The sequence below is a fragment of the Rathayibacter sp. PhB151 genome, from assembly GCF_004366415.1.
Classification (GTDB): Bacteria; Actinomycetota; Actinomycetes; order Actinomycetales; family Microbacteriaceae; genus Rathayibacter; species Rathayibacter festucae.
Map to the genome: position 1 here is coordinate 715,056 of NZ_SOEN01000006.1, position 14,071 is coordinate 729,126.

The window sequence follows — 14,071 nt, forward strand, 5'->3', positions numbered from 1 at the left end:
GATCCGCGACCACTCCGGGCCCGACTGCTCCCCACGGTAGGACGACCGGGCGCGCGAGGAGGGCGACTGGGATACTGGCCGGATGGAGCTCGTGACCGTTCTCTTCGCCGAGGAGGCGGTCCCGCTGCTGACGGCGTTCGTGCACCGGCGGGCCGAGACGGCCGGGCTGCGCGCGCTGGCGCTCAAGGGCCCGATCGCCGACGCGGACGGGCTCCGACCGCCCCGCGCCTCGGGCGACGTGGACGTGCTCGTGCCGCCGGAGGACGCGCCCCGGCTGGTCGCGCTGCTCGCGGGCGACGGCTGGACCGAGCGCCCCTGGCCCGACGCGCCGACGCTCGCCCAGAAGCACTCCCGCAGCTACCGGCACCCGGACTGGCCGGTCGACATCGACGTGCACTGGCGCTGGCCCGGGTTCCTGGCACCCGCGGCGGAGGCGTTCGAGAGCCTCTGGAACCGCCGGCGCACGGTCGAGATCGCGGGCCGTCCGGTGGCGACGGTCGGCGTCGCCGACATGGCCCTGATCCTGGCGCTGCACTCGCTCCGCGACGCCTGGCAGATCACCGATCCGCGGCGGACCGGGCCCTCCGACTACGAGCTCCTCGTCGACGCGGTCGCCGCCCGCCCCGCCCTGCACGCCCCGCTGCGCGACGCGGCGGAGTCGCTCGGCGCCGTGCCGACCGCCGCGCCGTTCCTGCACGCGCTCGGCGTCCCGGCCCGGGCGGGTGAGGCCCCGGCCGACCAGCTGCGCGCCTGGCGGCTCGGCGCCCTCTCGCGGCACGCCGCGGCCGGCTGGGTGGAGGCCCTGCGCGCCGCCCCCGCCGCACGCCGGCCGGCGCTCCTGCGCCGCGCCCTCTTCCCCTCCGGCTCCGCCCTGCGCGCCGCCGACCCGAGCATCGGACCGCGCCGCCGCGACGCCGTGGCGGGCTGGTGGCGCCGCTTCCGCCGCGGTGTCCGCACCGCTCCGGAGGCCTGGCGACTCCTCCGGCAGGCCGACCACGGCGCGGATCGGACCCCCGCATGACCCGGGATCTCACGATCGCGCCCTTCGGTCTCGGCGTGCGCCTGAGCTTCGACGACACCGTTCCCGAGGCCCTGATCGCGAGGTTCCAGGAGTCGTGGAGTGACGTGACCGACGTCGCGGAACGCCCGGGCTCCGCGCACCGCGTCTCCCTGACCGAGCCCGAGGGCGTCGCGGGCGTCATCGCCCAGCCGACCGAGGAGGCGCTCGCGGAGCACCTCGGCGCGGCGCTGACCGTCGCCGCCGTCGACGCCTGCCGCGGGCGGCTGCTCAGCATCCACGCGTCCGCCCTGGCCCTCCCCGACGGGCGGGTCGTCGCGTTCACCGGCCGCCCCGGCGCGGGCAAGTCGACGCTGATCAGCCTGGCCGGCCGCCGCTTCGGCTACCTCACCGACGAGACGGTCGCCGTCCGCCGCGACGGGACGGTCCTGCCGTTCCGGAAGCCGATCGCCCTGCACGCAGGCGGCTCCGGCTGGAAGCGGCACCGCTCCCCCGCCGCGTCGGGGATGCTCCCGCTGCCGGACGCGCCGCTGCGGCTCGCGGGGCTCTGGCTGCTCGCCCGCGACGCCGATGGACCCGACGCGCCGGTGCTCGAGGAGCTCGGCTTCGACGAGGCGCTGCGCGCGCTCCTGCCCGAGCTCAGCTGGTTCGCCGAGCTGCCGTCGGCGCTGCACCACCTCGCGGCGCTGGTCGACGCGATCGGCGGCGTGCGGCGGCTCCGCTACCGCGAGGCGGAGTCGGTGCTGCCGCTCCTGGACGGCGTCGGCGAGCCGGCGGTCGTCGTCGAGGGGCCGGTCGTCGTCGAGGAGCCGGAGCGCGCCGCGTCCGCGGAGGGCGCTCCCGGCGGGTACCGCCGCGACGCCGGCACGGAGTGGATCGAGCGAGACGGCGTCGTCTCCTGCCTGCGCGGGAGCCTCGTCGAATCGCTGACCGGCATCGCTCCGGCGCTCTGGCGCACTCTGGAGCGGCCGGCGAGCCTCGAGGAGCTGACGGCGGCCGTCGTCGCCGAGCACGGCGCGCCGCCCGACGGCGACGCGCGCCACGCCGTCCAGGCGGTGCTCGCCGAGCTGGTCGAGCGCGGACTCGTCGAGCGGGTCCCGCCCCGGGCATGAGACCGGGCGGCGCGCTCTCCCCCCGGAGGACGCACCGCCCGCAGCATGCCGCCCGACCGGCACCACCCGATCAGAACCACCCGATCAGGACTGAAGGGGCTCCGAGCCGCCGGCTCGGAGCCCGAGGGCTCAGGGCTGCGGGGTGTTCTCGCCGACCGAGCCTCGAGCGAGGAACAGGTCGAGCAGGTTCACCACGCCCAGCGCCCGGATGTACAGCGCGGCGACGTCGAACCGGCGGGCCGGCAGGCTGTCCCAGGCGGCCGGCCCGGGCGGGTTGGTCGAGCGGTTCTGCGCGTTGACGTCGATGTTGATCAGCGTCGTGAGCGCGGAGAACAGCGGGGTCAGCAGGGCCGACTGCACCGAGGCGATCAGCGGCGTGAGCGTCGTGTTGAGCAGCGTGTTCAGCAGGCCGTTGATCGTGGCCACGACGGCCCCGGTCGCCGCGGAGAGCGGAACGCCGTTGACCAGGATGTTCGCCTGGAGCCGGGTCGTCAGCGTGCTGACCAGCGCGGTCGTGAAGGTGTTGATCGCGGCGGCCGGAAGCGCGAGGTTGTTGTCGACGAACAGCGTCGAGTTCGGCGGCAGGCTGTTGAAGTAGGCCGAGTAGGTGCCGAACGGCGTGTTGCCGGGCTGGCCCGGCGCGGGGCCCAGCAGCGACAGGAGGTCGACGGTGATCGTGGCCGGCGTGACGCCGAGCTGCGCCTGGATCGGCTGGGCGCCGCCGGGGATGTTGCCGGCGAAGATCGCCGTGCTGTTCACCGTGATCGGGAGGATCGGCAGCGACAGCGCGGACACCGCGCCGAGCGTCGCCGTGACCGCGGCCACGATCGACGCGAGCACCGGTGACGCCAGCACCAGGTTCAGCCGCGTCACCTGGTAGTCGCGCTGGATGTTGAGCGTGCTCGGCACGCAGGCCGACTGGATCGCGGCGCGGCCGGTGACGGCGCCGATCTGCAGCCGGAGGTCGGTGACCTGCCCGACGAGGTTCGAGGCGAGCGTGCCGCCGATGCCGGTGAGGATCCGCCGCAGGTCGAGGGTGGCGAAGTCGGGGAACGTCGCCGACGCCGGATTGAGCTCGAGCTGCCCCTGATTGTCGACCGCTCCCGCCGCTCCGCGGCTGTTGCCGTCGATGTTCGCGAAGGCGTACTGGTCGAGGACGCCGACACCGCTGGGCGCGGCGACCGAGAGCAGCGTCGAGAGGGCGCCGGTCAGGCCGGTCGCGTTGATCTGCAGCGTGTTCAGCGCCGCGACGCTCGTCGTCCCGAACCGCGTGGAGGTGGGCGTGCTCTGGTCGGGCACGAGCGCGCGCTCGCCCTGCAGGGTGGCGACGTTGTCGAGGTTCACCCCGCCGAGGAATCCGCTCAGCAGGATGCCGCGCGCCTGCGCCCGGAACAGCGTCCCGACGGGGTAGCAGCTGACCGAGGCCGCGGAGGCGGACTGCGCGACCATGATCGCCGGCACCGACCAGGCGGCACCCGCGACGACCGTGCGTCGAGTGACCCCGAGGCCGTTGCTCCCGGGCTTCCTGGTCTTCTTCTCGCTGATCCCGGAGGATTCGAGCGGATGAGACTCCGTCATGTGCGGCCCTTTCCCGGGATGCTCGACAGATCACCCTCGTGGTGGTGTCGGTGGCGAATGTAGCGAAGGAATTCCGGGGAGAGAGCCTCTGGCGGATTTCTACTCCTCCTGGCGCTGATGCGCGGTGACGGAGGATCGGAGAGAATCGTCTCTCCGAGTCGTATTCCGATATCGGCTGCGGAAAGAGGAGAAGCGGATGCTGCCAGCCGATCCCCGCGCGCGACGCTGGCGCCGGCATCCCGACACCGCTTTCGTCGACGACGGCGAGCGCGTCCTGGTGCTCCCCCTCGGCACCTCGCCGCTGGGCGGTCCCGCCGCCCTGCGGGCGAGCGTCGCGGAGACCTGGCGGGAGCTCGGCGACGACCCGCAGGACTTCGCCGTCCTCGCCTCCCGGCTCGCCGAGCTGCACACCGCCGCGGCCGCGAAGATCGAGGACGACCTCGCCGCGATGCTCGCCGAGATGGAGCAGCTGCTGCTCGTCGAGGGCTCCGGGAGCGGCGACGCGGACGACGGGTCCACGCGGTGAGAGCGAGCGTGATCGTCCCCAGCTACGCGGGCGCCGACCGGCTGCCCCGCCTGCTCACCGCCCTCGCCGCGCAGTCGCACGCCGAGCTCGAGGTCGTCGTCGTCCTCGACGGCGTCGTCGACGGCAGCGAGCAAGTGCTCGACGGCTTCCCCGTCCGCCGGGTGGTGCTGCCGGAGAACCGCGGACGCTCGGCCGCCCTGAACGCCGGCTTCGCGGCGGCGACCGGCGGGGTGCTGATCCGCTGCGACGACGACCTCGAGCCGCCGCCGGGCTGGGCCGCCGCGCACGTCGCCGCGCACGCGGGCGATCCGGTCGGCGTCGTCGGCCTCTGCCCGAACGCCTACCCCGACTCGGCTTACGCCCGCGCCTACGGCCGCGACGCCGACGCCCGCTTCCGCGCGCACGCGGCGGCCGCTCCTCCGGAGAGCACCTGGCGGCTCTGGGGCGGCAACGTCTCGGTGACCCGCGCCGTCTTCGACCGGGTCGGCGGCTACGGCACCGAGTACCGCGAGTACGGCTGGGAGGACGTCGACTGGGGCTACCGCCTGCACCGGCTCGGCCTGCCCGTGCGGCTCGTGCCGGGCGCCGAGGCCCTGCACCACGGAGCCTCCACGAGCACCGCGATCCGCAGCCGGCGCGCGTTCCTCTCCGGCGCGGCGCGGCGCACCTTCGAGCGGCTGCACCCGGAGGAGGTGCGCCCGCCCGCCCCGCCCGCCGGAGTCTGGGACCGCGCGGTCGGCGCGCTCGCGCGCGTCGAGACCGAGGATCGGCTCGCCCGCCTCGCCGGCGGGATCGACGCCGTCCTGCCCGCCGTTCCGCGGGCGATCGGCCGGAAGCTGGTCGCGCTCGCGGTCGAATCGGCCGCGATCGCCGGCTACCGGCGGGCCGCCCGGCGCTGACCCGCGGGGCGAGCGGCAGCGCGCCCGAGGTGCTTAGGTGGCGCGCATGCGAGTGCTGTTGATCGGCGGGGCGGGCTACATCGGGAGCCACACCGCCGTCGCGCTCCTGGACGGCGGGCACGAGGTCCTCGTCGTCGACGACCTGTCCCACTCGAGCGCCGGGACCGTCGAGGCCGTCCAGACGCTGACCGGAGCGCGCGTTCCGCTGCTGGTCGCCGACGCGAGGGACGAGGAGCGGGTCGCCCGCTTCGTCCGCGAGCACGGCCCCGTCGACGCCGTGGTGCTGCTCGCCGGGCTCAAGGCGGTGGGCGACTCGGTCGCCCGGCCGCTGGAGTACTACGCCGTCAACCTGGGGCTGGCGATGGCCGCCTTCTCGGTCGCCGCGGCCGCCGGCGTCCGCACGATCGTCTTCTCCAGCTCGGCCGCGGTCTACCGCGGCGACGGGCCGATGCCGCTCGCGGAGGAGGCGCCGACCGGGCTCGACCTGGCCAACCCGTACGGCAAGACCAAGCGGGTGATCGAGGAGATCCTCACCGACCTCGCCCGCGCCGATCCCGGCCTGCGCGCCGTCAGCCTGCGCTACTTCAATCCCGTCGGGGCGCACCCGTCCGGGCTGCTCGGCGAGGACCCGGACGGGGCGGCGAGCGGGCTGATGCCGCTGGTCTCGCGCGCTGCGGCCGACCCGGAGCGGGCGGTCGACGTGTTCGGCGACGACTACGAGACGCCGGACGGATCGGGCCTGCGCGACTACATCCACGTCGCCGATCTCGCGGCCGGGCACGTCGCCGCGCTCGAGCACGCGGCCGCCGGCCACGCGGTCTACAACCTGGGCACGGGGACGCCGACCAGCGTCCTGGAGCTGATCGCCGCGTTCGAGGCCGAGAGCGGCGCCGTCGTCCGCCGGCGCACCGCCGCCCGCCGGCCCGGCGACGTGGCCGCGAGCTGGGCCGACCCGGGCAAGGCCGCCCGCGAGCTGCACTGGACCGCGACGAGGACGATCGGCGAGGCCGTGCGCGATCAGTGGCACCGGCAGACGGCCGGCCGGACGCTCGCCCGCTGACCCTCCCGACAGCCGCTCCGATATCGGCGGGAAAGGCGATCGCCGACGATTGCCCGGCGATTCTCGACAGCTTTCGAATGCTCATCGAGCCGTGATGAATGACAGAGAGGAATCACCTCCGTCATTCTGCGACGGCTCCTCTGTCTTCTTCTTCTCCGGCGATATCAGGCGATTAGCCTCCAAGGCATCGTGACCCCTCTGACGGGGGCGACGGGCTGACGTGAGATCAGCATTCATCACGGGGAACGGGGCCCATCATCACTGCCTTCATCGAAGTGACCGATCGGCAGCGAGCGAGCGCGGCGACCGGTCCGGGCCTGATCGTGCACGAGTGGGTCGAGCGCCGCGGCGGAGCCGAGCGCGTCCTCGAGGCGATGACCGAGGCCTTCACCGACGCCGACGTCCGCGTGCTCTGGAGCGACGCGGACGCGGTGGTCGGCCGTCCCGTCACCGAGTCGTGGCTCGCGCGGACTCCGCTGCGCCGCCACAAGATCCTGGCCCTGCCGGCGATGCTGCCGACCTGGCGCCTGCCGCTCGGCGCGGCGCACGAGTGGGTGCTGGTGAGCTCGCACCTCTTCGCCCACCACGTGCGGACGACCGCGCCGACGAAGAAGCTCGTCTACGCGCACACCCCGGCCCGGTACATCTGGGAGCCCGACCGCGACGGCCGCGGCAGCAGCCGGTCGGCCCGCGCCGCCAGCATGCTGCTGAAGCCGATCGACCGGCACCGGGCCGGCGAGGCGACCTCGATCGCGGTCAACAGCCGCTTCACCGGCGAGCGGGTCGCCGACGCCTGGCACCGGCCCTCTCGCGTCATCTACCCGCCGGTGAACACCGAGGTCCTCCAGGCGATCAACGACTGGCGGGCCCCGCTGAACGACGACGAGCTGCGGATCCTCGACTCCCTCTCCCGGCCGTACCTGCTCGGCGCGTCCCGCTTCGTGCCGTACAAGCGGCTGGAGAAGGTGATGGACGCGGGCGTGCGGACCGGGCTCCCCGTCGTCATCGCCGGGCACGGGCCGTGGGAGGCGCGGCTGCGCGCCTACGCCGCGGAGATCGCCGCCGACGTGACGTTCGTGATCTCGCCGTCGGACGAGCTGATCCGCGCGCTCTACGCCCAGGCGCTCGTCTACGTCTTCCCGGCCGTCGAGGACTTCGGGATCATGCCCGTCGAGGCGATGGCCTGCGGCACCCCGGTCATCGGCACCGACATCGGCGGCGTCCGGGAGAGCGTCGCGCTCGCCGGCGGCGGCGTGACCGGCGACCTCGAGGGGCGCGCCGACTGGAACGACCTGCTGCAGCGCGCCACCGACCTCGACCCGGCCTGCTTCCGCGAGCGCGCCGGCGTCTTCTCCCGCTCCCGCTTCATCGAGGAGCTCCAGGACTGGGTGGCCGAGCAGCTCGACTGACGCGCGGCCGTGGACCGACCAGCGCGGTGCTGGCATCCCAGCTGACCGACCAGCGCGGTCTGCTGGCCTTCATGCTGATCGAGTAGCCCGCGCAGCGGGCGTATCGAGATCCACCGCCCGCTAGAACAGCCCGCGCGGCGACTCCACCGAGGCGAGGACGCCGGGGGCTGCCACGATCGTCAGGCGGGCGACCTCGTCGGCCGTCAGCTCGGGCAGGCGCTGCGCGAGGTCGAGGAAGCGCTCGACCTCCGCCTCCTCGAGCACGTCGGCCGCGAGGGTGCGGAACTTCGCGACGTACTGCTCGCGGGTGAACGGGTGCGCGCCGAGCGGATGCGCGTCCGCCACCGCGATCTCGTCCACGATCGTCGTGCCGTCGGTGAGCAGGATCTCGACGCGCGCGCCGAACGCCTTCTCCGCCGGGTCGGTCGAGTGGTAGCGGCGGGTCCACTCCGCGTCCTCCTCCGTCGTCGTGCGCTGCCAGAGCGCGACGGTGTCGGGGCGGGCGGCGCGCTCGGGGGCGTAGCTGCGCTCGTGGTGCCAGGCGCCGTCCTGCAGCGCGACCGCGAAGATGTACGGCACGGAGTGGTCGAGCGTCTCGCGGGACGCCGTCGGGTCGTACTTCTGCGGGTCGTTCGCGCCGGAGCCGATCACGTAGTGGGTGTGGTGCGAGGTGTGCAGGACGATCCGCTCGACGCGCTCGGGATCGGCGGCCTCGGGGTGCGAGTGGTGCAGGCGGCGGGCCAGGTCGATCAGCGCCTGCGCCTGGTACTCGGCCGAGTGCTCCTTCGTGTAGGTGTCGAGGATCGCCCGCTTGGCCTCGCCCGCGTCGGGCAGCGGCACGTCGTAGGAGGCGTCGGGGCCGTCGAGCAGCCAGGCGATCACGCCGTCCTCGCCCTCGTAGATCGGCGACGGGCTGGTCTCGCCGCGCATCGCCCGGTCGACGGCCTCGATCGCCGCCTTGCCGGCGAAGGCGGGGGCGTACGCCTTCCAGCTCGAGATCTCGCCCTTGCGCGACTGCCGGGTGGCGGTGGTGGTGTGCAGCGCCTGGGCGATCGCCTGCTCGATCACGGCGACGTCGAGGCCGAGCATCGTGCCGAGTCCGGCCGCGGCCGAGGGGCCGAGGTGCGCGACGTGGTCGATCTTGTGCCGGTGCAGGCTGATCGCGCGGACGAGGTCGACCTGGACCTCGTAGCCGGTGACGATGCCGCGGACCAGCCGGGCGCCGTCGATGCCCGCGTGCTGGGCGACGGCGACCAGCGGCGGGATGTTGTCGCCGGGGTGCGAGTACTCGGCCGCGAGGAAGGTGTCGTGGTAGTCGAGCTCGCGGACCGCGACGCCGTTCGCCCAGGCGGCCCACTCGGGCGAGACGCGGCGGCCCGGGTCGACGCCGAACACCGTCGCGCCCTCGCCGCCGATGGAGGCGGGGTGGGCCAGCGCCTGCGAGCGCGCGGCGACGACGGGGCGGCGCACCAGCGACGCGGCGGCGACGGCCGCATTGTCGATGACGCGGTTGACGACCATCTCGGCGACCTCGGCCTCGACCTCGACGGGATCGGCGGCGACCTCGGCCAGGGCGTGCGCGAGCTGCCCGTGGCGCGGGAGGTCCTCGTCGCTGCGGTGGACGCGGACGTGGTGTTCGTGCACGGGGGCTCCTTCGGCTCGTCCCTGCCAATCTAGCGGCGGGGCCGCCGGGCAGACTGTCGGCATGACCGCCACCCGCGTGGCCGCGTTCGACTGCGGCACCAACTCCCTCCGGCTCCTGATCGCGGACGTCGAGGACGGCCGCCTCGTCGACGTCCTCCGCCGCACCGAGCTCGTCCGGCTCGGCCACGGCGTCGACCGCACCGGCCGCTTCGACCCCGAGGCGCTCGTGCGGACCCTCGCCGTGACCCGCGAGTACGCGAAGCTGGTCCGCGAGGCCGGCGCCGAGCGCGTCCGCTTCGTCGCCACCTCCGCCACCCGCGACGCGGCCGACCGCGAGGACTTCCTCGGCGCGGTCGAGCGGATCATCGGCGTCCGCCCCGAGACGATCAGCGGCGAGGAGGAGGCGGCCCTCTCCTTCCGCGGCGCGCTCTCGGCCGTCGACGCGCCCCGGCCCGTCCTGGTCGTGGACCTCGGCGGCGGCTCGACGGAGCTGGTGCTCGGTGGAGCGGAACCGGAGCAGGCGCACTCGATGGACGTGGGCAGCGTCCGGCTCACAGAGCGCCACCGTTCCGGGGGCGGTGCGCCGACCGCGGAGCAGCGGGCCGCGATCCGCGCCGACGTCCGCCGCGCACTGGCCGCCTCCCCCGTCGACCTCTCGGCCGCGCGCAGTGTCGTCGGCGTCGCGGCGACGGTCCTGACCGTCACCGCGCACGTCCTCCGCCTCGAGGCCTACGACCGCGATGCGCTCGAGGCGACCCTGCCGATCCGCGACGTCCTCGCCGCCTGCGACGAGCTCGCCGCGCTCTCCCCCGCCGAGACCGCCGCCCTCCCCTACGTCCGCGCCGGCCGCGAGGACGTCCTCGGCGCCGGCGCCGCGATCTGGGCCGAGGTCCTCCGCGCCGTCCAGGAGGCCTCCCCCGCCGTGACGACGGTGACGACGACCGCCCACGACATCCTCGACGGCCTGGCCCTCACCCTCTGATCCCCTGCACCTCTGATCCCCGCCGCGAGATGCCACTTGGGTACGCCTTCCTCGGCGTGTCGCGTACCCAAGTGGCATCTCGCGGGGAGGGTCAGCGCGTGAGGGTGCTGCCGGAGTCGTGGGGGAGGCGGGCGGCGGCGATCAGGGGGACGAGGGTCAGGACGGCGAGCGTCAGGAAGGCGAAGCGGTAGGGGACGAGGCCGGGGCCGAACGCGGAGCCCGCGGCCAGCGCGATGCCGCCGGCGGCGACGCCGAAGCCCGCGGCGATCTGCTGGGTCGTCGCGCTGAGGGTGTTCGCGCCGGACATCCCCTCGGGCGCCACCTCGGCGAAGGTGACCGTGTTGTAGGCGGTGAAGCCGGCCGAGCGCGCGACCCCGCTGAGCACCAGCAGCGCCACGATCGCCGGGATCGGCACGTCCGGATCGAGGAACGCCATCGCGACCATGCAGGCGATGCCGACGACGTTCGCCGCGACGAGCACCCCGCGGAAGCCCACCGTGTGCAGGAGCCAGGTCGTCGCCGGCTTGATCGCCAGATTGCCGACGAAGAGCGCGAGCACGATCGAGCCGGCCTGCACCGCGTTCCAGCCGAAGGCGTCCTGGAAGAGCAGCGGCAGCAGGAACGGCACCGCGTTGATCGTCGCCCGGTAGAGCGAGCCGCTCGCGTTCGCCACCCGGAACGTGGAGAAGCGGAACGCGTCCAGCGGCACCAGAGGGTGCGGCGTGCGGCGCAGGTGCCGCACCGCGACGGCGGTGACGAGCGCGCCGGTCACGGCCAGGCCGAGCGCGACGGTGTCCGAGCCGCTGCCGGTCACGAAGCCGGTCGCGCCGACCAGCGCGCCGAGTCCGACCGCGACCAGGAGCAGACCGACGACGTCCAGCGGAGGCGGTGAGGCCTCGACGCCGGCCGGGATGATCCGCCGCGCGATCACGAAGGCGACGACGCCCAGCGGCAGGTTGATCAGGAAGATCCAGTGCCAGGAGGCGTAGGTCGTCAGCAGCCCGCCGACGAAGGGCGCGAGGATCGGCGCGACCAGCCCCGGCCAGACCAGGATCGCGATGGCGCGGATGATCCCCTCCCGCGGCGTGACGCGCAGCACCGCGAGCCGGCCGACCGGCACCATCAGCGCGCCGCCGACGCCCTGCAGCACGCGGGCCGCCACGAGCAGCGGCAGGGTCGGGCTGAGCGCGCAGAGCAGCGAGGCGAGCGTGAACACCGCGATCGCGGTCGTGAAGACCCGGCGCACGCCGAAGCGCTCGCTCAGCCAGCCGGAGGCGGGGATCAGCACCGCGACGGTCAGCAGGAACGCGGTGACGGTGATCGCGACGGCGGCGGAGTCGACGCCCAGGTCGGCGCCGATCGCGGGCGCGGCGGTGGTGACGATCGTCGCGTCCAGGTTCTCCATGAAGAAGCAGCCCGCGACGAGGAAGGCGATCGCGCGCTGACGGCGGGGATCCAGGGCGGGCCTCCTGCGGGGACGGGTGCGGCGGGCGGCGCCGGGACGACAAGGGCGAGCGTAGCGCGCGGCCCGGCAGCGACTCCGCCTCCACCGCATCCGGGCCCGGTACCGTCGAGGGCATGAGCGACTCCGAGAACCGCACCGTCCAGCTCCGCCGCTACGAGCTCGTCGACGGGGTGATGGACGACTTCCTGGCCTGGTACCGGGCGAAGATCGTCCCCGCCCGCGCCGCGAACGGCTTCACGATCGAGTTCGCCTTCGCCGACCGCGAGGTGAACGAGTTCGTCTGGGCCGTCAGCACCCCGGGCGACGCGGAGGCGTTCGCCGAGATCGAGAAGGCCTACCTCGCCTCCCCCGAGCGCGAGGCCGCCTTCGCCGGCGAGCCGACGCGCGTGGCCGTGCACCACGTCCGGCTCGTCGAGCGCATCGTCTGAGCGGGGCGGGGCGGCGTTTCGTCAGAAGATCCGGATGCGGAAGCGATCCGCAACCGTCCTGAGGTCGTCATCGGTGACGAGGACGGGCTCGACGGCACGCACGAGCACACGGTGCGCGTCGGGATGGTCGAGCCAGAGCGCTCTGCACCACGCGGCGCCGTGCTTGCTGCCGAAGTGGACGCCGAGCGGTGTCCCGCCGGTGTCGAGTGTCAGTCCATGCAGATGCTCGGCGATCCGGGTCGTGACGGCGCGATCCTCGGAGCGCAGTGTGCCGGTGGTGAGGTGCGGGACCTGGAGTTCGGCGAGGAGCGTGCCGATCGCGCGCTCGATCGACGCGAGCGAGTCGGGGTGCTCGACGTCGACGAGCCATCCCGAGTCCGGGAGCGCGGCGAGGGTCATCGCCCGGTCGTAGCGCCAACCCGCGGGGACCGCTCCGAGGCCCATGAAGTCTCGCTCGGACCACTCGCGCGCGATCTCCTCGACGTACTCCTCGAGCGTGACCCCGGCGTAGTCGGCGTCTCGAGCGAGTGCGTCGTCGATGCCGTTGGCCCGTTTGAAACCGGAGAGCACCTCGGCGTACGCCGCCGACCGAGTCTCGGCGAGGTAGAACGTCTGGCCGAGCACGTCGTAGCGTCCCCACTCGTGACGGGATCGCGCCGCGGCGTCACGAGGAGCCCCCGACAGCGGCGGGTGGACCCTCTTGCCGACGTGGTACCCCTGGGCTCCCGGGTCCGAGACGAGTCGGAGTCCGGTGACCGAGCAGGTACGAGCGACCGTCACGCGTCGGCGGTTCCGGCGATGAAGGACTCGACGGCCGCGGCGACGTCGCTGTGGCGCCCCTCGCGGATCGCGGTGATGGGCGTGCTCTCACCGAGGTGCGGGTTCCCTCCGATGAACCACTGCCGTGCGACGTGGTCGCCGTCGGCAGCGGAGAGAAGCGTCCACTGACGATGCGCGAAGATCAGCCGGTTGGCGGCCTCCGAGCGCGGCTCCGGTCCGTCGGCCTTGGCCCAGCGGAGGGGCAGCTTGCGATCCTTCGTTCCCGCCAGGCCTGCCACGAGCGTCGGGCCCAGGGCCGCAGTGAGCTCGCGTGCGATGTCATGGATGTCCATGCGCAGGGTGCGACCGTGCTGAGCAGCGGGGGTGAGGATCTCCATGCAGGGAAGCCTACTCACGAGGCCCCCTGAAAACCACCGGAATACCACCGTGCGCAGTGAGCCTTCGACACGGTGAGCGCGGCTGAGCGGCTCGGAGGTCCAGCGGTGGAGCGACACTCCGCGAAGGTCGGAGAATCACGATGCCGGCGCCTCTCGCTAGCTCCGGGCGCGGCGCGCGACGGCGAGGACGGCCCGGAGCGCCAGCGAGCCGACTGCGATCGAGGCGACGGTTCCGAGCAGCCGCGGCAGGACGTGCTTCGGCGAGTCCAGCCCCGCGCGGTCCTTCGGCGAGGCCAGCGCGGCCGGCTGCAGGGTGCGGCCGTTGGCGCCCGCCTCGGCCATGTGCGCGAGCCGGCGGAGCGTCTCGATGTTGCGCACCCAGAGGAACGAGTGCAGCAGCGGCTTCGGGATCAGCGTGCCCGGGCCCTTCACCGCCGTCTCGTGGATGCGGACCCTGCAGCCGTCGCGGTGCGGCTCGACCTCGAGGCGGACGCGCGCCTCGCCCATCGGCCAGCCGGCCGCCTGGATGATGAAGCGGCTCGACGGGTCCCACTCGAGGACCGTCGTCTCGTCGTCGATCACCAGCGGCCAGACGCCGAAGGAGTGGTGCAGCTTCGAGCCGACGTGCGGCCAGTCTCGGCCGACCCGGCGCATCCGGGACGAGCCGACGACCCAGGAGGGGAAGAGCCAGCCGGACGCGAAGACGGCGAAGACGGACTCGGGCGGGCAGTGGAAGACGCGGGTGTTGCGGGACATCGCGGGCTCCTTGTCGTGAGGGCGGGGTCGGGCGGGT

14 protein-coding genes are annotated in these 14,071 nt (G+C 73.9%); 8 read left to right on the forward strand and 6 right to left on the reverse strand.

The genetic code is table 11. The annotated features are described in order from the left end of the window. The first annotated feature begins 82 nt into the window (after window positions 1-82). Window positions 83-1,021: a nucleotidyltransferase family protein gene (locus tag EDF35_RS04080; protein ID WP_133960813.1), complete on the forward strand. Its 939-nt coding sequence runs from the start codon at window positions 83-85 to the stop codon at window positions 1,019-1,021. After that, a complete protein-coding gene (locus EDF35_RS04085) occupies window positions 1,018-2,130 on the forward strand; it encodes a PqqD family protein (RefSeq protein WP_133960814.1) in 1,113 nt (370 codons plus the stop codon). The genes EDF35_RS04080 and EDF35_RS04085 overlap by 4 nt, the downstream gene beginning before the upstream one ends. A gap of 129 nt (window positions 2,131-2,259) precedes the next feature. On the opposite strand, the gene EDF35_RS04090 is transcribed toward EDF35_RS04085, so the two are convergent. Continuing rightward, window positions 2,260-3,708: a choice-of-anchor G family protein gene (locus tag EDF35_RS04090; protein ID WP_133960815.1), complete on the reverse strand. Its 1,449-nt coding sequence runs from the start codon at window positions 3,706-3,708 to the stop codon at window positions 2,260-2,262. Window positions 3,709-3,904: 196 nt separating this feature from the next. Between EDF35_RS04090 and EDF35_RS20635 the strand changes: the two genes are divergently transcribed. The 4 genes from EDF35_RS20635 (at window position 3,905) to EDF35_RS04105 (ending at window position 7,602) form a co-directional block, all read left to right on the forward strand. Further along, complete coding sequence (locus EDF35_RS20635; protein WP_166673996.1) at window positions 3,905-4,234, forward strand: hypothetical protein; 330 nt, start codon at window positions 3,905-3,907, stop codon at window positions 4,232-4,234. Window positions 4,235-4,242: 8 nt separating this feature from the next. Beyond that, the gene (locus tag EDF35_RS04095; protein ID WP_166673997.1) at window positions 4,243-5,133 is read left to right on the forward strand and encodes a glycosyltransferase; all 891 of its coding nucleotides are present in this window, start codon (window positions 4,243-4,245) and stop codon (window positions 5,131-5,133) included. A gap of 46 nt (window positions 5,134-5,179) precedes the next feature. Beyond that, window positions 5,180-6,193, forward strand: a complete 1,014-nt coding sequence (galE, locus tag EDF35_RS04100; RefSeq protein ID WP_133960817.1) for a UDP-glucose 4-epimerase GalE — start codon at window positions 5,180-5,182, stop codon at window positions 6,191-6,193. A gap of 275 nt (window positions 6,194-6,468) precedes the next feature. Continuing rightward, window positions 6,469-7,602, forward strand: coding sequence for a glycosyltransferase (locus tag EDF35_RS04105; RefSeq protein WP_133960818.1), 1,134 nt, complete (start codon window positions 6,469-6,471; stop codon window positions 7,600-7,602). Between the two features lie 120 nt (window positions 7,603-7,722). Here EDF35_RS04105 and EDF35_RS04110 read toward each other — a convergent pair whose 3' ends face one another. Next, entirely contained in the window at window positions 7,723-9,246 is a 1,524-nt protein-coding gene (locus EDF35_RS04110; RefSeq protein ID WP_243839833.1) for an MmgE/PrpD family protein, read from the reverse strand. Between the two features lie 61 nt (window positions 9,247-9,307). Here EDF35_RS04110 and EDF35_RS04115 point away from each other — a divergent pair, with 61 nt between their 5' ends. Continuing rightward, window positions 9,308-10,228 (forward strand): exopolyphosphatase, encoded by a 921-nt coding sequence (locus tag EDF35_RS04115; RefSeq protein WP_133960820.1) that lies wholly within the window; start codon window positions 9,308-9,310, stop codon window positions 10,226-10,228. Between the two features lie 91 nt (window positions 10,229-10,319). Here the strand turns inward: EDF35_RS04115 and EDF35_RS04120 are convergent, their stop codons facing one another. After that, window positions 10,320-11,687 carry an MFS transporter gene (locus tag EDF35_RS04120; protein ID WP_279587517.1) on the reverse strand — a complete coding sequence of 456 codons (1,368 nt, stop codon included), beginning with the start codon at window positions 11,685-11,687 and terminating at the stop codon, window positions 10,320-10,322. Window positions 11,688-11,806: 119 nt separating this feature from the next. Between EDF35_RS04120 and EDF35_RS04125 the strand changes: the two genes are divergently transcribed. After that, the gene (locus EDF35_RS04125) at window positions 11,807-12,121 is read left to right on the forward strand and encodes an NIPSNAP family protein (RefSeq protein ID WP_133960822.1); all 315 of its coding nucleotides are present in this window, start codon (window positions 11,807-11,809) and stop codon (window positions 12,119-12,121) included. A gap of 21 nt (window positions 12,122-12,142) precedes the next feature. On the opposite strand, the gene EDF35_RS04130 is transcribed toward EDF35_RS04125, so the two are convergent. The 3 genes from EDF35_RS04130 to EDF35_RS04140 form a co-directional block, all read right to left on the reverse strand. Then, complete coding sequence (locus EDF35_RS04130; protein WP_133960823.1) at window positions 12,143-12,745, reverse strand: hypothetical protein; 603 nt, start codon at window positions 12,743-12,745, stop codon at window positions 12,143-12,145. Between the two features lie 152 nt (window positions 12,746-12,897). After that, complete coding sequence (locus EDF35_RS04135; protein WP_123701458.1) at window positions 12,898-13,278, reverse strand: hypothetical protein; 381 nt, start codon at window positions 13,276-13,278, stop codon at window positions 12,898-12,900. 156 nt (window positions 13,279-13,434) lie between these two features. Beyond that, on the reverse strand, window positions 13,435-14,034 hold the full coding sequence (locus tag EDF35_RS04140; protein ID WP_123731858.1) for an SRPBCC family protein: 600 nt from the start codon (window positions 14,032-14,034) through the stop codon (window positions 13,435-13,437). Between the last annotated feature and the right edge of the window lie 37 nt (window positions 14,035-14,071).

Coding starts and splice junctions, on each gene's coding strand:
- EDF35_RS04080 (WP_133960813.1), top strand. CDS start 83: ATGGAGCTCGTGACCGTTCTCTTCGCCGAGGAGGCGGTCCCGCTGCTG.
- EDF35_RS04085 (WP_133960814.1), top strand. CDS start 1,018: ATGACCCGGGATCTCACGATCGCGCCCTTCGGTCTCGGCGTGCGCCTG.
- EDF35_RS04090 (WP_133960815.1), bottom strand. CDS start 3,708: ATGACGGAGTCTCATCCGCTCGAATCCTCCGGGATCAGCGAGAAGAAG.
- EDF35_RS20635 (WP_166673996.1), top strand. CDS start 3,905: ATGCTGCCAGCCGATCCCCGCGCGCGACGCTGGCGCCGGCATCCCGAC.
- galE (WP_133960817.1), top strand. CDS start 5,180: ATGCGAGTGCTGTTGATCGGCGGGGCGGGCTACATCGGGAGCCACACC.
- EDF35_RS04115 (WP_133960820.1), top strand. CDS start 9,308: ATGACCGCCACCCGCGTGGCCGCGTTCGACTGCGGCACCAACTCCCTC.
- EDF35_RS04125 (WP_133960822.1), top strand. CDS start 11,807: ATGAGCGACTCCGAGAACCGCACCGTCCAGCTCCGCCGCTACGAGCTC.
- EDF35_RS04135 (WP_123701458.1), bottom strand. CDS start 13,278: ATGGAGATCCTCACCCCCGCTGCTCAGCACGGTCGCACCCTGCGCATG.
- EDF35_RS04140 (WP_123731858.1), bottom strand. CDS start 14,034: ATGTCCCGCAACACCCGCGTCTTCCACTGCCCGCCCGAGTCCGTCTTC.